This window comes from Limnoraphis robusta CS-951, from assembly GCF_000972705.2.
This window is the reverse complement of record NZ_LATL02000002.1, coordinates 1-18570: the sequence shown is the minus strand read 5'-3', so window position 1 is coordinate 18570 and position 18570 is coordinate 1. Positions and strand designations below refer to the sequence as shown.

At 40.9% G+C, this 18570-nt stretch carries 18 protein-coding genes and 1 tRNA gene; 13 read left to right on the top strand and 6 right to left on the bottom strand.

What is annotated here, in order from left to right; translation table 11 throughout:
- Positions 1-249: 249 nt before the first annotated feature.
- From WN50_RS00130 to WN50_RS00115, 4 genes are all read left to right on the top strand, one after another.
- Positions 250-1425, top strand: a complete 1176-nt coding sequence (locus WN50_RS00130; RefSeq protein ID WP_046280112.1) for a beta-ketoacyl-ACP synthase — start codon at positions 250-252, stop codon at positions 1423-1425.
- Between the two features lie 38 nt (positions 1426-1463).
- The gene (locus WN50_RS00125; protein ID WP_049557250.1) at positions 1464-1937 is read left to right on the top strand and encodes a hypothetical protein; all 474 of its coding nucleotides are present in this window, start codon (positions 1464-1466) and stop codon (positions 1935-1937) included.
- 284 nt (positions 1938-2221) lie between these two features.
- Positions 2222-3340, top strand: coding sequence for a bifunctional diaminohydroxyphosphoribosylaminopyrimidine deaminase/5-amino-6-(5-phosphoribosylamino)uracil reductase RibD (gene ribD, locus WN50_RS00120; RefSeq protein ID WP_046280111.1), 1119 nt, complete (start codon positions 2222-2224; stop codon positions 3338-3340).
- Between the two features lie 77 nt (positions 3341-3417).
- Positions 3418-4080, top strand: a complete 663-nt coding sequence (locus WN50_RS00115; protein WP_046280110.1) for a hypothetical protein — start codon at positions 3418-3420, stop codon at positions 4078-4080.
- A gap of 23 nt (positions 4081-4103) precedes the next feature.
- Here WN50_RS00115 and WN50_RS00110 read toward each other — a convergent pair whose 3' ends face one another.
- The 3 genes from WN50_RS00110 to WN50_RS00100 all read right to left on the bottom strand — a co-directional run bounded on the left by WN50_RS00110 (position 4104) and on the right by WN50_RS00100 (position 5795).
- Positions 4104-5135 (bottom strand): cysteine hydrolase family protein, encoded by a 1032-nt coding sequence (locus tag WN50_RS00110; RefSeq protein ID WP_046280109.1) that lies wholly within the window; start codon positions 5133-5135, stop codon positions 4104-4106.
- 54 nt (positions 5136-5189) lie between these two features.
- A complete protein-coding gene (locus WN50_RS00105; RefSeq protein WP_046280108.1) occupies positions 5190-5387 on the bottom strand; it encodes a heavy-metal-associated domain-containing protein in 198 nt (65 codons plus the stop codon).
- Between the two features lie 147 nt (positions 5388-5534).
- A complete protein-coding gene (locus WN50_RS00100) occupies positions 5535-5795 on the bottom strand; it encodes a Mo-dependent nitrogenase C-terminal domain-containing protein (protein WP_046280107.1) in 261 nt (86 codons plus the stop codon).
- Positions 5796-6146: 351 nt separating this feature from the next.
- On the opposite strand from WN50_RS00100, the gene WN50_RS00095 reads away from it, so the two are divergent.
- Complete coding sequence (locus tag WN50_RS00095) at positions 6147-7055, top strand: alpha/beta fold hydrolase (RefSeq protein ID WP_425354767.1); 909 nt, start codon at positions 6147-6149, stop codon at positions 7053-7055.
- Positions 7056-7246: 191 nt separating this feature from the next.
- Here the strand turns inward: WN50_RS00095 and WN50_RS00090 are convergent, their stop codons facing one another.
- A complete protein-coding gene (locus WN50_RS00090; protein ID WP_235440775.1) occupies positions 7247-7699 on the bottom strand; it encodes a DUF29 domain-containing protein in 453 nt (150 codons plus the stop codon).
- 327 nt (positions 7700-8026) lie between these two features.
- On the opposite strand from WN50_RS00090, the gene bchB reads away from it, so the two are divergent.
- On the top strand, positions 8027-9553 hold the full coding sequence (bchB, locus tag WN50_RS00085) for a ferredoxin:protochlorophyllide reductase (ATP-dependent) subunit B (RefSeq protein ID WP_046281582.1): 1527 nt from the start codon (positions 8027-8029) through the stop codon (positions 9551-9553).
- 48 nt (positions 9554-9601) lie between these two features.
- Here bchB and WN50_RS00080 read toward each other — a convergent pair whose 3' ends face one another.
- Positions 9602-10015, bottom strand: coding sequence for a hypothetical protein (locus tag WN50_RS00080; RefSeq protein WP_046281583.1), 414 nt, complete (start codon positions 10013-10015; stop codon positions 9602-9604).
- A 289-nt stretch (positions 10016-10304) separates the two neighbouring features.
- Between WN50_RS00080 and WN50_RS00075 the strand changes: the two genes are divergently transcribed.
- Entirely contained in the window at positions 10305-10694 is a 390-nt protein-coding gene (locus WN50_RS00075; protein ID WP_200906174.1) for a helix-turn-helix domain-containing protein, read from the top strand.
- A 218-nt stretch (positions 10695-10912) separates the two neighbouring features.
- Here WN50_RS00075 and WN50_RS00070 read toward each other — a convergent pair whose 3' ends face one another.
- Entirely contained in the window at positions 10913-12097 is a 1185-nt protein-coding gene (locus WN50_RS00070) for an aminotransferase class V-fold PLP-dependent enzyme (RefSeq protein ID WP_046281584.1), read from the bottom strand.
- Between the two features lie 193 nt (positions 12098-12290).
- Here WN50_RS00070 and WN50_RS00065 point away from each other — a divergent pair, with 193 nt between their 5' ends.
- The 6 genes from WN50_RS00065 to WN50_RS00040 form a co-directional block, all read left to right on the top strand.
- Positions 12291-13892 carry a TM0106 family RecB-like putative nuclease gene (locus WN50_RS00065; RefSeq protein ID WP_046281585.1) on the top strand — a complete coding sequence of 534 codons (1602 nt, stop codon included), beginning with the start codon at positions 12291-12293 and terminating at the stop codon, positions 13890-13892.
- On the top strand, positions 13889-15046 hold the full coding sequence (locus tag WN50_RS00060) for an esterase-like activity of phytase family protein (RefSeq protein ID WP_046281586.1): 1158 nt from the start codon (positions 13889-13891) through the stop codon (positions 15044-15046). Before WN50_RS00065 ends, WN50_RS00060 begins: the two co-directional genes overlap by 4 nt.
- A gap of 195 nt (positions 15047-15241) precedes the next feature.
- Positions 15242-15315 (top strand) — tRNA-Asp (locus WN50_RS00055).
- A 78-nt stretch (positions 15316-15393) separates the two neighbouring features.
- A complete protein-coding gene (locus WN50_RS00050) occupies positions 15394-16524 on the top strand; it encodes an RNA-guided endonuclease InsQ/TnpB family protein (RefSeq protein WP_049557246.1) in 1131 nt (376 codons plus the stop codon).
- A 298-nt stretch (positions 16525-16822) separates the two neighbouring features.
- Complete coding sequence (gltX, locus tag WN50_RS00045; protein WP_046281589.1) at positions 16823-18265, top strand: glutamate--tRNA ligase; 1443 nt, start codon at positions 16823-16825, stop codon at positions 18263-18265.
- 20 nt (positions 18266-18285) lie between these two features.
- Positions 18286-18570 (top strand): hypothetical protein (locus WN50_RS00040; protein ID WP_049557242.1); only part of this gene is annotated, 285 nt, incomplete at its 3' end.

The following is an 18570-nucleotide window of genomic DNA, read 5'->3' as shown; positions in this document are numbered from 1 at the left end:
GGCGGGTTCCCACCTAATCTAAGTCTCCCCACAGACAACCTCTGTAAACCCGCCCCGCCTTGTAGCAACGGGTTAAGAATAAATGTATGTTTCCCAGTGTGTAAGGGCGGGTTCACATAGATTTATTCATCTGACAAACAACCTGAGTGAACCCGCCCCTACTAAACCTGCCCCCCTTCTTGTCTATTGCCTACGAATAACTGATAATTGCGATCGCACTAAAGATTTTCAAGCAAGATTCCGCCTCAAGTGACCGTGCAAGTTGTTGTAACAGGTATTGGTTTAAAATCCGCTTTAGGAACACTGCAAACAAGTTGGAAAAAACTTCTCTTAGGTCAATCAGGAATTCAATATTATCAACCCTTTCCTGAACAAAAATCTAGACCTTTAGCATTAATTAATCAAAAGCCAACTCACCTCACAGAATTAACTCAAACAATATTAATAGATACGCTCGAAGACGCTAATTTAACGCCTCCTTTACCCCATTGTGGAGTTGTGATAGGTTCAAGTCGAGGATATCAAGCACAATGGGAAGAATTCGCGACTCAACACTATAATAAACAACATAATCAACAAAAATCTATTAATTATTCTGTTCCTATTCCTGATTTTTTCCATCATATGGCGGCGATGAATACCGCTCATTTTATCGGTTCAAACGGGCCAGTATTAGCACCGATGGCGGCTTGTGCAACAGGTTTATGGACAATTGCCCAAGCTTATGAGTTAATACAAATGGGATACTGTGAACAAGTGATTGTCGGTGCTGTAGAAACACCAATTACCCCTCTAACTTTAGCAGGGTTTGAGAAAATGGGAGCATTAGCTTTAACCGGAGCTTACCCTTTTGATCGCTATCGAGAAGGGTTTGTATTAGGCGAAGGCGGTGCGATGTTTGTCTTAGAATCTATGGAGTCAGCAAAACATCGTTCGGCTCAAATTTATGGCCAAATATTAGGGTTTGGCTTAACTGCTGATGCAAGTTCAAGTAATCGACCCGATTTAGAAGGTAAAAGTGCGATTACAGCGATTAAAAATTGTCTGAGTCGCAGTCATTTATTCCCCCAAGATATTGATTATATTCACGCTCACGGTACTGCAACTCTACTCAATGATCAACATGAAGCCAATTTAATTAATACAATATTTCCTGATGGTGTTGCTGTCAGTTCAACCAAAGGCGCAACGGGTCATACATTAGGCGCATCTGGAGCGTTAGGAATTGCGTTTTGTTTGATGGCTTTACAACAACAAATTTTACCGCCTTGTGTGGGATTAAAAGAACCAGAATTCGAGATTAATTTAGTCAGAGAAGCGAGAAAAGCTTCGATTAAAAATGTGTTGTGCTTGAGTTTTGGGTTCGGAGGACAAAATGGAGCGATCGCCTTGGGAAAACCAAGAATTTCAAGAGATATTGTCTAGACTTGATTGTAAAATAGATGAGGATTTATTCAAAACTTATGGAAAACAAGATTAACAACGCTTCTCAATTGACTTTTTTAGAACGCATAGAATCTTTAAAAGCAGGGATACTTTCCGGGACTATGGCGTTTCTGGCATTGAGTCTGTTAATGGCTTTTAATCTTTTCATTCTGGCGAACCAGTTTGAGGCTTTAGAACCCATACAAATCACCTTTGATGTTCGGTTAATAATTAGAGGTGCGATCGCGTTTATTAGTGGTTTTTTATTTGGGGTAACGTATCGTTATGTTGTGCGATCAGATCAAAATCCTCACCTCAATTCAGGAGCGGTTTTAGCCTTTGGACTGGTGCGAGGTTTAGGCGAACTCGACGGGGGACTCAATACTCAGGAAAATGGGTGGTTTTTTGCGGTGATTGTCGCCGAAAGTATTCTTTTATTTGCAGTGGCTAGAATAATTTTAGATTTAGCCTTAAAACAGGGTTGGTTAAAACCGTTTAATTCCACTCACTAATTAAGTCAGTCAAATTAATGTAAATATGTATAGTGAAGAAGATTTAACAAGACCGAGGGATTAACACCACGATGCCAGATGATTGGATACCGTTTTTAATCGGTGTAGGAATTCTAGTGATGTACTTAATTTTTTCGGCTTTGACCGAGATGGGGACTCGATGGCCTTGGAAAAAGTAAACTGAATTACATTTGATCACGAGTCTAAAATTATTCTCCAGGTAGTAGACGCTTTAGGGTCGGAATTCGCTAAACTCTAGAGTAAAAATTCCTGTTGACCAACCCATGATCCCCTTAAATGATCCCGAAAGACCCGCAGAATTTGATCGCCAGATGATGCTGAGGTGTCTGGAACTGGCGCGTCGAGCCTTGGGAAAAACAGCACCGAATCCGTTGGTCGGATGTGTGATTGTTCAAGATAATATGATTGTCGGGGAGGGATTTCATCCGGGAGCAGGTCAACCTCATGCAGAAGTGTTTGCGCTGCGAGACGCCGGAGAACGGGCAGTCGGTGCAACGGTTTATGTGAACCTCGAACCTTGCAATCATTACGGAAGAACGCCCCCCTGCACTGAAGCTTTAATACAAGCAAAGGTGGCTAAAGTTGTGGTGGGAATGATTGATCCCAATCCTTTAGTTGCAGGTCAGGGAATTGAACGGTTAAAGCAAGCCGGAATTGAGGTGATTGTGGGTGTAGAACAAGATGCTTGTCAACTTTTAAATGAAGGATTTGTTCATCGTATTCTTCACCATCAACCCTTGGGAATTTTAAAGTATGCGATGACTCTTGATGGCAAAATTGCCACAACGACAGGTCATAGTGCTTGGATTACCAGTCCTACCGCGCGACAACAGGTTCATCAATTGCGGGTGGCTTGTGATGCGGTGATTGTCGGGGGGAATACGGTGCGTCGAGATAATCCTCATTTAACGACTCATCATGCAGGTGAACCCAACCCTTTACGAGTCGTGATGAGTCGGAAGTTAGACCTACCTTTGGAGGCGAATTTATGGGATATTACAGCAGCAAATACGCTCGTTTTAACCACAAAGGATGCTGATCCGGATTGTCAAGAACAGTTACAGAAAAAAGGAGTTGAAGTGGTGGCGCTGTCGCCTTTAACGCCTGCAACGGTGATGAATCATTTATATGATCGTCAATTTTTAAATGTGTTGTGGGAATGTGGAGGAACATTGGCGGCTCAAGCGATCGCAGAGGGTGTTATTCAAAAAATTTGGGCGTTTATTGCGCCGAAAATTATTGGTGGAGAAACTGCCCCTTCCCCCGTGGGAGATTTAGGTTTCACTCAGATGAATGAAGCGTTAACTTTAAAACGAGTTACCCTACATTCGATAGGCTCAGATTATTTAATCGAAGGTTATCTCTCATCACCTTCTGATTAATTAAAATAATATAAATTAATGTTATCCATCATTCCTTAGAGGCTAAGGATCAAAAATGATGATCGACCATCAATCCCATGACTGAAGTTGTATTTCTGAGCCTACTGATTAGTAGTTTAGGGTTTGAAGCCGTTTTAATTAGCAGTTGGATCTACTCTGAACATAGCACGGTAAAGCAACAAATAGAGGAGGAGGAAATTTTGACATCTTACGAACCCGCGAATAAAAAAGCATCCGCACCGTTACAACCTAACGGTCATTCTGATCAAAAACAAGTCGATGATTCTGCTTTGTCTGAATGGGAATATAAAATAGTACGAGCAAATCGTGATTTATTTCGGAATCCTGCAATTTTTCATAAACTTTGTGAAGAAGAAGCGGAAATGGGTTGGATGATGTTAGAAAAACTCGATGATCGCAGAGTTCGCTTTAAACGACTCGCCAATTTACCTGATCAAAAAAATGATGAACTCCCTCGCTTTGATCCCTATCGCAGTCATTATGGATCTGATCTTGATTTTACTTCTTGGTTAGCGGCGATCGCTTTTCTGACAGCTATTGTTTTACCTGCTTATTTGGGTTATGCTTTAGTCTCCGCAACATTAAATAATCTCCCCAATAGTTTACCTCGAATTCCTCTGTTAAATCAACCTCCAGAGGTTGAAACGGAAGTAGAAAATAATCAACAACCGCCGGAAGAAATACCATCAGAATTGGAAGCTAAACCGTCGGGAACCTAGAAAATAGTTCAACCTGAAATTCATCACCATCCTGATAGAATTTCAGTAGATTTAACTCGATTCATTCCGGCTTCAGCAAAGCGTTTAAAAGCCGTTTCTGCTTGTTCGGTATAATCAACGATTCCCGGTACAACCACAGGCGAGGTACAATCTTCTAACAGATAGATTTTCTGGGCGAGATTGGCATCTCGTTTTTGAATTTCTGTGAGTAAATCCTCAACTGTCCAAGCAACACAATGACTTTTGGCTTGTCCGGCGATAATCACTCGATCAAACTCTAATACATTTTGGATTAAACGGTCATTTTTTGCAGTCATTAAACCTCCTGCAAAACTCTCTAAAACTTCAGGTTTAAAGACCGAATAGTTTTCAGTGAGAGGATGATCCCCTTTGAGTTCAAATTTGGCTTGAGTTTGGCGAGAAATCGTCTGAAAAAAAATCGCTTCTTCTACCGCAGAAACTAACCCATGACCAATTCCCCCTAACATCGAATGATAGGGCCAAACGGTTAGGGGAAATCGACCCCCATCAGTCAATTGTTGGGTATAATGAAGGGCGTGTTTTTCTAGGGTTTGATAATCTCCCCCTGCTAAACTTTCCGCTACCCCAGGGTTAACTTTCCACAGTCCACTTTGAACATCTTCAAACTGAATGAGTGTAGCAGGTTCGGGATGTTCTCCTTTGTCGTTTACCCAAAAAATCGGGTGAAAAATCTGCATCGCGGTGTGAGTATCTAGCGTAACAATAACCTGGCTAATATTCCCTAAATTGCCATAAATAAACTCACACAAACGAATATTATCTTCAACTGCGCCTTTACCCGAATTTCCGGCGACAAATAACTCAAAGTCGGGAATACAAAACGTGTTTTGAACATCAATTAATAGCAAACAAACCCGCATTTTATCTGTAGCTGCGGGTTGAATACTGTGTTGTTTTGTCCAGGTTTTTGCTTCTGTCGCTCGTTGTTGGTAGGGGACGCGCCAAACCTCCCCAACCTTTTTCGCATCAAAATGATCAGGAATCGGCAGTTTTTGGCACTGCGGTATTGTCATCGGTTTTCGGAAAAAATAGACAAGTTGTTGAGGAGTGAAGCTGTTATGGAGAATTTAACTTTCTACCGTGTGACCCACCGACGTAATTGCTTGTTTAATAGAGTCTTCCGAAGGCTTTCCGTCTACCTTCACCGTCTTGGTTACTAAATCAATCTCAACTTTTGCGTCTGAATCTAGTCCTTTAATCGCTTTGGTAACAGTGTCTACACAACCATTACAAACCATACTGGGGACTTTCATTTCTAGTGACATAATAGATCTATAAACTCGACTCACCTTATAAGATAGCAGAATTTGGGATATCTGCCCTCTGTTTTCTAGAAAATGATCAACTTTTCCTCTTTCTGGAAAATTGATCAGATTTGATTAGAGTTGATCTCTACTTCTTTAGATAGAGATTTAGATGGTCATTCCACATTCATCAACTAAATAACACATCGCCCGAAAACGCAAACCGACCACTTGATCATAAAGAGGATTGAGTTTACATAACGGCGGAATTTTCAGAAAAGTTCGACCTGCAATTTTGAATTCTCGTTCAAAAGGACATTGAGCCGGAATCGCTTTGTAGAGGAATAAAGCGAATTGTGGATCGTGAATTTCTAAACTGTCGAGCCATTGACCTAGAGGATTAAACAAACGTGAGACTTGATTATTCATAGCTGCCTCTAACTGTTCAGAATGAACAAATTTCTGCTGTTTTCTGTTCTATATCTTCTAAGATACAAACCTTTACATAGAAATAGGTAAAGGAATTGAAAAAAATATTTTAACAATTGTAAAAGTTTTGTAAATCAGTCTGTATTTTACAAAACTATTCTATGAGTTCTGCTTATTTCTCCTTTAATTTTTCGTTAAAATCAAGAGATTTAACCTCGTTGATTAATCAAAGCTCATCAATAAATTAAATCTGATTTATCTTGCAAATTTTAGATAAGCAAACCTCATCAAAGCAATTTGTGGAATAATAAAGAAGGTTTTATCGATCGCTCTATCTCCAACTCAGTCCTGATGATGCTCTCAACCTTATCTCAACCGCAAACCTGGATGTGGAAAGGCTTTCCCATCTGTTACTACGCCGAAGGAAATACTGGCCCTGCGGTGATTTTAGTGCATGGCTTCGGTGCATCCTGGGGACATTGGCGTAAAAATATCCCCGAACTTGCATTAAATTGTCGTGTTTTTGCGATAGATTTGTTAGGGTTTGGAGGTTCAGCAAAACCCCTTCCCACTCTCGAACTTTCTTATACCTTTGAAACTTGGGGTCAACAAATCGCTGATTTTTGTCGGGAAGTCGTCGGAACACCTGCATTTTTAGTCGGAAATTCGATAGGTTGTATTGCAGTTATGCAAGCGGCTGTTGATTATCCTGAACTTGTCATTGAAGTTGCTTTACTCAATTGTTCGCTGCGACTTCTTCACGAACGCAAACGCTCACAAATTCCTTGGTATCGAAGTTTTGGAGCCGATATTGCTCAGAAAATTCTAGGTTTAAAATGGGTGAGTCAGTTCTTTTTTAAACAGTTAGCGACACCTCAAACCGTTAAAAAAATTCTCTTACAAGCCTACAAACGCTCCGAAGCCGTAACAGAAGAATTAGTCGAAATGTTATTAATTCCGGCAAAAGATCAAGGTGCGGTTGATGTGTTTGTCGCATTTACGAGTTATTCTCAAGGGCCTTTACCTGAAGATTTACTGCCGATTTTACCCTGTCCAGCGATTATGTTATGGGGAACAGATGATCCTTGGGAACCGATAGAATTAGGTCGTGAATATGGTAAATTTGAGGCGGTTAAACAATTTATTCCCTTAGAAGGAGTTGGTCATTGTCCGCAAGATGAAGCCCCAGAATTAGTAAATCCGATTTTATTAGATTGGATTTTAACTTCAGAACGTTTGCTGACAAAAGTGGAAAATTAATCTATCCAAAAAAAGTAGTGCGGGCATCTTGCCCGCTACCCCTACCCCATTTAAATGGTTAACTTATCTTTTCACCCCTCTTGATTATCATTAAATTTTAAAAAGCTTGTAGTAGAGCTAGTTGCTGGGCTTCAGCCCTATTTCTATATTTCTATTGCGCGTGTATTGCAACAACGAACCCAGTTATTATATTACTCATTGGGATTTAATAATGTATACTCTTGTTCAAATACTTCTTCCCAAGAAAGTAAAGTTAGATCACATTTTTTATTCATTTCAATTTCAGCCTGTTTAACAGCTTTATTAAAAGATTGCTCCCAAACAGACTCTAGATAATTTCGATTTAAACTGGGAATCTCTTCTTGAATATCCTCAATTTCATTACGAGCCGATAAAATTGTCACCGCCCAACTTGAAGAACGACGTTCGGGTTGACATTTCCATTTAATTACATGACTCATTAATCGAATAAGCTGGCTTTTTAATGCTAATTTTTTAGATTTTCCCATAGATTCAATTAAAACACCTAAACCCTGATCCGCTTCCATCCATTTTTTCTCCTGTAATAGTTTTTGAATAATAATTGCTGTCTGGTACTCAGAAGAAGCTGCTAAATTATGCCAATCTGGTTGAGTTTTCATCATAATTTTTCCAGAAATCTTTAATTTCTAGGATAACGAATTTAGAACCTTGATTGAGAAATTCTGCAAACACCCCAGTTTCTTGATCGTGAGTCATCAACTTTTGTATCAATTCCGATACTTAAGTTTACAAAAAACCTAAAAGATTAAGATTTTTGTCATTAAACAATAAAAGGATTGCTTTAGTGGCACACTGAATCCTGAGTACAAACTCAATTTGCGATCAAAGGGTCAATTTAAAGTTTTATGATTCTCGACTTTGATCCGCAAAATATTTGAGAAAATCACAACAGACTCTTATCAAATCACACAAAGACGGAGAAAAATGTTATGAAATTGGCTTACTGGATGTATGCAGGCCCCGCTCACATTGGCACCCTTCGCATTGCCAGTTCATTTAAAAATGTTCATGCGATCATGCACGCACCGTTAGGAGATGACTATTTTAACGTCATGCGTTCGATGCTTGAACGAGAACGGAACTATACCCCAGTAACGACAAGTGTTGTTGATCGAAACGTTTTAGCACGGGGTTCTCAAGAAAAAGTCGTTGATAATATTGTTCGTAAAGATCAAGAAGAAAACCCAGATTTAATTGTCTTAACTCCGACTTGTACTTCTAGTATTTTACAAGAAGATTTACAGAATTTTGTTGAACGCGCTCAAATTGATTCTAAGGGCGATGTAATGCTCGCGGATGTCAATCATTATCGGGCGAATGAACTGCAAGCAGCCGATCGCACCTTACATCAAATTGTTGAATTTTATCTGAAAAAAGCCCAGAAAAAAGGCGAACTTCCCGAAGCAAAAACCGAAAAACCTTCTGTTAATATTTGGGGAATGACCACCCTCGGTTTTCATAATAACCACGACTGCACCGAATTAAAACGGTTGATGGCAGATTTAGGAATAGAAGTCAATGAAGTCGTCCCTGAAGGCGCTTCTGTTCACAACCTGAAAAATTTACCTCGCGCTTGGTTTAATTTGGTGCCTTATCGGGAAGTCGGCGTGATGGCGGCGAAATATTTACAAGCAGAATTCGCCATGCCTTATATTGATATTACCCCGATGGGAATTGTAGAAACAGCCCGTTGTATTCGGATGATTCAAAAGGTATTAAACGAACAGGGCGCCAATGTAAATTATGAAGACTATATTGACAATCAAACTCGGTTTATTTCTCAAGCAGCTTGGTTCTCTCGTTCGATAGACTGTCAGAATTTAACAGGTAAAAAAGCTGTTGTATTTGGGGATAATACCCACGCCGCAGCGATGACAAAAATTCTGGCTCGAGAAATGGGAATTAAAGTGGTATTAGCCGGAACTTACTGCAAATATGATGCAGAATGGTTCAAAGAACAAGTGGGTGAATATTGCGATGAAATCCTGATTAGTGAGGATAATGGTGAGATAGGAGATGCGATCGCCCGGTTAGAACCTTCGGCGATTTTTGGAACCCAAATGGAACGTCATGTTGGGAAGCGCTTAAATATTCCTTGTGGGGTAATTGCAGCGCCCATTCATATTCAAAACTTCCCCGTTGGTTATCGTCCGTTTATGGGCTATGAAGGCGCGAATCAGGTGGTTGATTTAGTGTATAATTCCTTTACCTTGGGAATGGAAGATCACCTGTTAGAAATCTTTGGCGGACATGATACAAAAGAAGTGATTCACAAGGGTATTTCGGCGGAATCTGATTTGAATTGGGCGAAAGATGCCAAAGCGGAATTGAATAAAGTTCCGGGGTTTGTTCGCGGAAAAGTGAAGCGAAACACCGAGAAATTTGCCCGTGAACGCGGTTTATCTGAGATTACGTTAGAAGTGATGTACGCCGCAAAAGAAGCGGTTGGGGCTTAATTTTGTTGGGGTGGGTTCATCGCCCACCCGTTCTCAATTTACTTCAACTTATGCCGAAGCTGCACTGCCCTGATTTTCGTTGTTCAGATTGTTTAGAATGGTGTAAAACAACCCTGCTGGATTGCCAACTTGACGATTACTGTAAAACGTTTCGTATCTTTTTATGGCCTCCTGTACATTTGGAAAATCCGAGTTATTAATCAAAGATTTCAAACGCGGAGTCAGTTCAATCCCCGCTTTCTCAATCTGAACAAGCATGATTGCTTTCCTTCCCTGTTCGAGAGTTTCAGCAATTGCTTTAGATGCAGGTTGCTGAGTTTTGGACGTTTCGCAAACCCCGCTAAACTTCAGGATGTCAAGTACAGAATTAGCCCCAAGTTGACTTGAGGCTTCGGTTACAGTTTTCAGCAAATCGTTGACTGCTTGAATTGTCTCAAGCGCTGCGTTATAATTGTGGTACATCAAATTAGCCCAGAATTTACTGGGTGCGAGATTACATAAATGACATTTAGAGAGTCAACTGCGCCACAGTTGGCTTTCTTTGTTTTTATCTTAGACTGCTGCATATCAATCTGTCTAGATCCGCACAAAATGCAGACAAAGTAGTACCAATATAAAAAGTAAGTTATATGGATTAACTTTCTAATGGATTAACTTTAAATTTCATGGATATACTTTATCTGCATCATATGCACGGGTATGATCTGCATGATATACTGGGGTCAGATAGATAATCTGCGATAAAAACAAGATGAATATCCCCAAGAAATCCAATCCATCCAATGGAATGATATTTATCCACGCTGACCTGGACTTGTATGGTCTAAATCCATATCAGTTCAGACTGTACGCACATATTGCTCGTCGGGGTAAGTGTTACTCTAGCCTACAAACTATTGCTCGTATCTGTAAAATGAGTGTCCGAAAAGCACAGTACGGCTTAAAAGAGTTGGAAAGTCTCGGTATGATAAAGAAGGAAATTCGCCAAGGTAAAACAGATGTTTATGAGTTGACTAATAGAGAAGAATGGAAAGAAGTAGAACGTGACAGTGAGTCAGAAGCAGAGCGAGAAAAAGTTAAAGCTTCTTTATCGAAATTGGAAGAAAAGGATGCTGAACTTCAGGATTTTTGGGCGAATTGATATTTTAAAGACTACAACTCAGTAGGTGGTCAAAAATAAACGAATATAAAATCCTCGGTTCGTAGTTGCGCTTCAGCGCTTAATAAAGAGGGCTAAAGCCCAACAACAAGCGGGTAAAAATAATTATCCCAACTCAAATTAATGAAGTTGAGTTTTCTTGAGAGGACTTAAAACTCTTAGCCAGGGATTTGAATCTCTGGCGTATTCCTTTCTCAAAATTAGCTAAAAACAGCTTTTAAATTAGCGATCGCATCAACCAATTTATCAATTTCAGAGGGTGCTGTAAAATAATGAACACAAGCACGAATACAATCAGGATTTGAAATCGTTCGCACAAAAATATTCTGTTTTTCCAAAGCCTCAACCGTTGGTTTGTGGGCTAACCCATTCGTGAGTTTAAACGAGACTAAACCCGCCTCTGGGGGCGAAGTTCTCAAACAATCAACGTGAGATAATTCTGATAAACCTTCCCATAAATATTGGCTGAGATCACAAATTTTTTGATAACGTTCTTCTATCGTTCCCCAGTCGTGATGAAGCTGTATTGAACGTCTCAAACCCGCATATAATGGATAGGCAGAAGTCGCGATTTCATAGCGTCTAGCATCGGGCTTCCAATTCACCGGATTTCCCGTTTGATCATAGTCAATACCCCGCCAACCCATATAAGTCGGAGATAACGCAGTTAACGCCTCTGGACTGATATAAAATCCCCCCAAACCTTCCGGCCCACACCACCATTTATGACCCGTAAAAGCGTAAAAATCAACGGCTGATTCTGTTAAATTTAAGGGCAAAACTCCCACAGATTGCGCCGCATCAACTAACACTCTGACTTTTCCATGCTGGTTTTGATGACAACATTTAACAATTTCATCTAAAGGCAAAACTTGACCCGTATTCCACAAAATATGACTAATCACTAATAAGCGAGTATTGGGTTGTAAATGCGCTTTAATCACAGAAACCGGATCACCTTGATTTAACGTTTCTTTCAAGGGACACATCGATACTTCTAGCTGAAAACGGCGCTGAAGTTCTTGAATCGCCGCAATCACCCCAGGATGTTCACAGTCTGAGAGTAACACAGCATCTCCCGGTTGCCAATCGATGCCCCACAGCGCAATATTGCAGCCAAACGTGACATTTTCAGTGATAGTTATCATTTCAGGACTCACCCCCAATTCCCTGGCCATAGAGTCACGCAGCAGGCTAGAGGCTTCAGTTACCCAACTTCCCGCTTCCCCCGAAAATGGGCCTTTTTGTTGGACTTCTTCGTAGGATTGATAAATTGCATCGAGAGAAATCTGAGGCAACGGCCCTTGTCCGCCATAATTAAAGTAGGCTTTGTTTACTAAAGCTGGAAACTGTTGCCGATAAGTTTCTAATGTTAAATTCGTCATAATTGTATCAATCCGTTGTCCGTTGTCATCGATTACTGCTTTTCTTACCCTATACCATGAAGTTAGACTTCAATGATAATAAGGAAAGGAATCCCAGAGGGGTGGGGATGAGGATTTAACCGCTTCGCTTTCTGTTTGCTTCCCTCTCCCCTGCAAACTGTCTTCTATTTTCCATCACTTCAACCTAGATTTCATGTTGATTACCGACCAAAAACTTTTATTCTACCAACGGTGTTCTAGACGCACCTATCTTGATGTTTATGGAGATTTTAATCAAAAAGATCCTCCCAGTGATTTTTTACTGAAATTGATGCAAGATAGTTTCAATTTTCAGCAAACGATTTTAGCCGAACAAACCTATCAGCAACCTAATTATCCCAGAGGAGACTGGTTTTTAGGCGCACAAGCCACTCTAAACTTGATGAAGCAAGGGGTTGAACGCATTCATAAAGGGGTTTTACTTTTGAGTGAGGAACCCTTAGAAAATCTTCACTCTGTTGAACATTCTCATCAAGTTGTTTTACTGAGTTATCCGGATTTGTTGGTTAAATCTCCGGGATCGTCACAATTTGGCGATTGGATGTATGTTCCAACTGATATTAGACTCGGTAAACGTCCGAAACTTGATTATCAAATTATTGCCGCATTTCATGCTAAAGTTTTAGCCGCAGTTCAAGGTACAATGCCTGAAACATCTTGGTTAATGTTGAGGAATAAAGGTGCTTATGCGGTAAACTTAAATCAACGCCTTCCTCAGATGCAGAACCTTTTAACAGACTGTATCGAAATGCTGCGAAAAGACCAAGAACCTGAAGTTTTTATTGCGCGTCAAAAATGTAATTTATGTCAGTGGTATAGTTATTGTTATGCGATCGCTCAATCTGAAAATCATCTTTCTCTGCTTCCCGGTGTAACGCCTGTTCGTTATACTCGTTTGCAAGCTTTGAACATTACATCGGTTGCATCTCTGGCTGAAAGCACACCAGATTTTTTGGAAAATTATCCCGAATTTAATCTAGGAATTGCCGCTCAAGTCATTCAGCAAGCTTATTCAACTTTGAATAATAAAGCGGTACTTCGTTCTCAGGAAGAATCCCTCAAAAATGGTAGCTTTAAAACGAGCGAAGCTGCTTCATCTTTAAAAATTATTTCGGAAAAATCTGTTAAAATTCTGAAAGATTCTGTCAATTCTTTAGTTTGGCGATCGCCTGTTGAACTCTATTTTGATATTGAAGCCCAACCTGAGTTGAACTTGGATTATTTGCATGGCGTTTTAGTGGTAGATAGGCGTTCAAATACTCAAAAACTCTATTCATTTTTAGCAGATAATCAAGCCGATGAAGAAAAGATTTGGCAGCAATTTTTAGAGTTAGTTTGGACCTATCCAATTGCGCCTATTTTTCATTTTTGCGACTATGAACCCAAAACCATTCAACGGTTAGCCCGAGTCTATAAAACGCCAGACTATCTCTGTAAACCGTTACTGAAACGTTTGATTGATATTCATCAAATCGTCACTCAAACTGTAACACTTCCTGTAGAAAGTTATGCGTTAAAACCGATTGCACGTTGGATGGGGTTTGAGTGGAATGATCCCAGCGCTAACGGCGCTCAATGTGTTTACTGGTACGAACAATGGATCAAAACAGGCGATCGCACTTTACTCGATACCATTGTCCGTTATAATCAAGATGATTGTCAAGCAACATTTCATGTCAAAGAATGGTTAACCAATTTCTTAGAAACGGTTGAGTACAATGTTGAAGATTTCCAACTGGAATTAAACTCGAAATGAATGTTAAAGCCAAAACAATTCTAATTTTGTTTTTAGGATGGGGAATTCTTCTCTTGGCTTTGATGGCTGAGTCAAGGATCACTTTAGCCGAAGATATTGACTTTAATTTCATTGGAAAAGTCACCCTTCCAACGGGGTTTTTGTTTAAAAATACCGAAGTCGGGGGATTATCAGGAATGACTTACAACCCCGATCAACAAGTTTATTATGCGATTTCTGATGATCGCAGCAGTCAAGCCCCCGCCAGGTTTTACACCCTAAAAATTGACTTGAGTTCCGATACACTTCCACCTGATGGAGTAGAAATAATCGCCAAAACAACCTTACTCAATTCAGACGGTGAACCCTTTCCAGAAATGAGTTTAGATCCCGAAGCAATTGCATTTACAGGGGAAAGTGTATTCATTTCATCAGAAGGAGATGTTCAGCGATCGCAACCGCCTTTTATCAAAGAATTTTCCCTGAACGGAGAAGAACTCAGAAGCTTACCAATTCCCGATAAATTTCTCTCTGCTTCTGCCCAAGAAAAACGCGGAATTCGCAACAATTTTTCCTTAGAAAGTTTAACCCTTACTCCCGATAACCGTTATCTATTTACCGCTACTGAAAATGCTTTGCTTCAGGATGGAGAAGCAGCCAGCCCAACCGCAGGAAGTCCTTGTCGAATTTTAAGATATAATCTAAAAACAGGTCAGCCTGATCAAGAATTTCTCTACATTAGCGATCCGATAGTGATAGCCCCTCGTTTCCCCAAGAATTTTCAGATTAATGGTTTAGTCGATCTGTTAGCCTTAGATGAAGATCATTTACTGGCTTTAGAACGTTCTTTTGCGCTGGGTGTCGGATATACGATAAAATTATTTGAAGTGTCTCTGGATGGGGGCGATCGCATTCAAGCAATGGATCGGCTGAAAGGTGAACTCTTAAATATTTCCCCAGTTCGCAAAACCCTACTCTTGAATTTAAACACATTAAATATTACCCTAGACAATATCGAAGGCTTGACGTTTGGCCCTACATTGTCAGATGGTCGGCGATCGCTAATTTTTATTAGTGATAATAACTTCAATTCCCTGCAAATGACCCAAATATTAGCCTTAGTGATCAGGGCGGGTTTACACATATTATCTCTGATTGGCATACATCTAGGCTGAACCCGCCCCTACAGTTATCTGTGATCAGGGCGGGTTTACACAGATTATCTCTGATTGGCATACATCTAGGCTGAACCCGCCCCTACAGTTATCCCTACAAAACTGGTTACTGTCCCCTGTCCCTCAAAAAAAATCTGATTAACCCCTTGACATATTAAGACAGATTGTGGATAATCGAATATAGTCAAAAAAAAAGGGACTGTAGTTCAATTGGTTAGAGCACCGCCCTGTCACGGCGGAAGTTGCGGGTTCGAGCCCCGTCAGTCCCGTAAAAAAGAGAGAGCAGTAACTTAGTAGACGATTTATGGTACAAAAGGGTACTATCTGTAAGATCAGATAATAGATCTATGCAACGAGCCTTCAAGACCAAACTGAAGCTGAACAACCGTCAAAGAACCTTAATGGCGACCCACGCGGGATATTCTAGGTGGGTCTGGAATTGGGCTTTGGCGATGTGGAATGAAGCTTACAAGCAGGGTTTAAAACCTTCTGCGAATAAGCTAAAAAAGTTCTACACCAATCACATTAAGCCAAACTATCCCTGGCAGTCAACCCTAAGTTCTAGAGTTTATCAATTTGCCTTTATGCACTTAGGGGAAGCTTTCAGTCGCTTTTTTCAAGGCGTTGCCAAACATCCTAAGTTCAAGAAAAAAGGCAGAAATGATAGCTTTACGATGGATAATTGTGGCAAAGTAATGAGGTTTTCAGGGAGGAAATTGAAGCTTCCTTTTATTGGATGGATCAGCACTTATGAACCCCTACCTGAAATCAACACAAAGCGAGTCACAATTAGTCGAGTAGCTGATTCTTGGTATCTGTCTGTAGGCTACGAATTTGAACCAGAACAGACTGTTAAATCAAGAGTTTATCTGGGTGTTGATGTTGGGGTTAAGGCATTGGCGACCTGTTCAGATGGTACTGTTTTTGCCAATCCAGCAGCCCACAAAAAAGCTCAAAAAAATCTGGCAAAACTTCAGCGCGAACTTTCTAGAAAACAGAAGGGTTCCAATAACAGGAATAAAGCCAAACTAAAATTAGCGAAAGCTTATCAGCGAGTCACAAACATCCGAAAAGATGGAATTCACAAATTCACCTCATGGCTATGCAAAAACCACGCGGTCATCGGGTTAGAAGACTTGAATGTTTCTGGGATGATGAAAAATCATAAATTAGCAGGTGCTATTGCTGATTCTGCTTTTTCTGAAATTCGCCGCCAAGTTGAGTATAAGTCCGAGTGGTACGGCTCAGTTGTAGTTTTTGCTCATAGATTCTATCCGTCAACTAAGACCTGTTCAAGTTGCGGTCACGTTCAAGAAATGCCGCTCAAAGAACGAGTTTTCAACTGTCAGGCTTGCGGTGTAAGCGTTGAGCGTGATTTGAATGCCAGCCTGAATTTAGAAGGTTATGCCGAGGGCTTCTTGGTGAATTGCCTGTCTGACCGGGGGAAGCCGACAGTCCGGGGTGAGGCACCGAAGTAAACGTTAACACGGTTTATACCGCGTTATATCAGTTTTATAAAGCAGTAAGGATTTATAGAAAGCTGAGATTCAGCAAAAATCTATCATAGGATAGGTTCTGTAGGAATTGTACTAAAATCAACGATTTTCAGCCAGAACTCGCACTCTGAGTTGGTAGAATGAGATGGAGATCGAAGGAAGCGATCGCCCCAGTTTGAGAGAGTAGAACGATGGTATAGACAACCTTCACTCTCGCTCACCTGGGCAATCTTACCGACTTAATCGCGCCTAAATCCAGAATAAACATCCTTAGATTAGTATGAGTGTCAGAGTTCGTCTTGCCCCCAGCCCGACCGGAAATCTTCATATTGGTACAGCGAGAACGGCTGTATTTAATTGGTTATTTGCTCGCAACCAGGGCGGTAAGTTTATCTTGCGGATAGAAGACACCGATATAGAGCGATCGCGTCCAGAATACACCCAAAATATTTTGGATGGACTCCAGTGGTTAGGCTTAGACTGGGATGAAGGCCCGTTTTTTCAGTCCAAACGTCTCGAACTCTACGCCAAAATCATTCAAACGTTACTGGATAAAGATTTAGCCTATCGCTGCTACTGCACATCAGAAGAACTAGAGCAAATGCGAGAGGCTCAAAAAGCCAAAAACCAAGCACCCCGTTATGATAACCGTCATCGCAACTTAACCCCCTCTCAGCAAGCCGCCTTTGAAGCCGAAGGACGCGAACCCGTAATTCGCTTCAAAATAGACGATGATCGTGAAATAGCTTGGAATGACTTGGTACGAGGGAGGGTCGTTTGGAAAGGCAGCGATCTAGGGGGTGATATGGTAGTAGCACGGGCATCTAGCGGGAAGGAGATTGGTCAACCGCTTTATAACTTAGCCGTTGTCGCCGATGATATTGATATGGGAATTACCCATGTGATTCGAGGTGAAGACCACATTGCCAATACTGCTAAACAAATTCTGTTGTATGAAGCACTGGAGGCGAAAGTCCCGGAATTTTCCCATACGCCTCTCATTTTGAATCAAGACGGGCGTAAACTCTCAAAACGAGATGGTGTTACCTCGATTTCTGACTTTCAACAGATGGGGTTCACAGCCCCAGCCTTGGCAAACTATATGAGTTTGTTGGGTTGGACTCCACCCGACTCGACTCAAGAAATTTTTTCCCTCAGTCAAGCCGCAGAACAGTTTGGTTTTGAACGAGTTAATAAAGCAGGAGCTAAATTTGACTGGGATAAGTTGGACTGGTTAAATAGCCAATATATCCATCATATGCCCGTGGTTGAACTCACCGATTTGTTGATTCCCTATTGGCAGGAAGCTGGATATCAATTTAATCCCGAAAGCGATCGCCTTTGGTTAGAACAGCTTACGGCTTTAATAGGCCCGAGTTTAACTCGTCTCAAAGATGCTATCGATCAAGCAAAATTGTTCTTTGCTCCAACGATAGAAGCAGACTCAGAAGCCAAAGCCCAGTTACAACAAGAAGGAGCCATTACGGTTCTGCAAGCGATTTGTGAACAAATGGACTTTGATCAACCCCTGACGGCCGATCGCGCCCAAGAGATTATAAAGGTCGTCACAAAAGAAACGAAATTGAAGAAAGGGCTAATTATGCGATCGCTGAGAGCCGCTTTAACGGGAGCGGTTCATGGCCCGGATTTAATAGAATCTTGGGTTCTTCTCCATCAAAAAGGAGTTGATCGGATTCGCTTTGAGAATATCTTGAATGGTTAATTTTTTCAGAGGCTAATATTATGACAGATTCTTCCAAATCTCAAAAACCTACCTCTCCGACTCAGGGTGTCGGATTCCAAAAATTGGATAACCAAGCCGAGTCAGGATCTCAGTCATCTACATCCGAACAGTCGGCCAAACCGACAGATGCTAAAAAACCTGAACCTGAAGTTCCAACTGAGTCGATCTCAATTTCTCCAGTCACAGCAGACGAACCTGTTAAAGCAGAAGCAAAACCTGCTGAACCTCCCAAACCTGAACCCGAACCTGTCAAAGCAGAAGCAAAACCTGCTGAACCTCCCAAA

Bases quoted from the DNA above. Each gene is read 5' to 3' on its own strand.
- WN50_RS00125 (WP_049557250.1), top strand. From the start codon at position 1,464: ATGGAAAACAAGATTAACAACGCTTCTCAATTGACTTTTTTAGAACGC.
- ribD (WP_046280111.1), top strand. From the start codon at position 2,222: ATGATCCCCTTAAATGATCCCGAAAGACCCGCAGAATTTGATCGCCAG.
- WN50_RS00115 (WP_046280110.1), top strand. From the start codon at position 3,418: ATGACTGAAGTTGTATTTCTGAGCCTACTGATTAGTAGTTTAGGGTTT.
- WN50_RS00110 (WP_046280109.1), bottom strand. From the start codon at position 5,135: ATGACAATACCGCAGTGCCAAAAACTGCCGATTCCTGATCATTTTGAT.
- WN50_RS00105 (WP_046280108.1), bottom strand. From the start codon at position 5,387: ATGTCACTAGAAATGAAAGTCCCCAGTATGGTTTGTAATGGTTGTGTA.
- WN50_RS00100 (WP_046280107.1), bottom strand. From the start codon at position 5,795: ATGAATAATCAAGTCTCACGTTTGTTTAATCCTCTAGGTCAATGGCTC.
- WN50_RS00095 (WP_425354767.1), top strand. From the start codon at position 6,147: ATGATGCTCTCAACCTTATCTCAACCGCAAACCTGGATGTGGAAAGGC.
- WN50_RS00090 (WP_235440775.1), bottom strand. From the start codon at position 7,699: ATGATGAAAACTCAACCAGATTGGCATAATTTAGCAGCTTCTTCTGAG.
- bchB (WP_046281582.1), top strand. From the start codon at position 8,027: ATGAAATTGGCTTACTGGATGTATGCAGGCCCCGCTCACATTGGCACC.
- WN50_RS00080 (WP_046281583.1), bottom strand. From the start codon at position 10,015: ATGTACCACAATTATAACGCAGCGCTTGAGACAATTCAAGCAGTCAAC.
- WN50_RS00075 (WP_200906174.1), top strand. From the start codon at position 10,305: ATGAATATCCCCAAGAAATCCAATCCATCCAATGGAATGATATTTATC.
- WN50_RS00070 (WP_046281584.1), bottom strand. From the start codon at position 12,097: ATGACGAATTTAACATTAGAAACTTATCGGCAACAGTTTCCAGCTTTA.
- WN50_RS00065 (WP_046281585.1), top strand. From the start codon at position 12,291: ATGTTGATTACCGACCAAAAACTTTTATTCTACCAACGGTGTTCTAGA.
- WN50_RS00060 (WP_046281586.1), top strand. From the start codon at position 13,889: ATGAATGTTAAAGCCAAAACAATTCTAATTTTGTTTTTAGGATGGGGA.
- WN50_RS00050 (WP_049557246.1), top strand. From the start codon at position 15,394: ATGCAACGAGCCTTCAAGACCAAACTGAAGCTGAACAACCGTCAAAGA.
- gltX (WP_046281589.1), top strand. From the start codon at position 16,823: ATGAGTGTCAGAGTTCGTCTTGCCCCCAGCCCGACCGGAAATCTTCAT.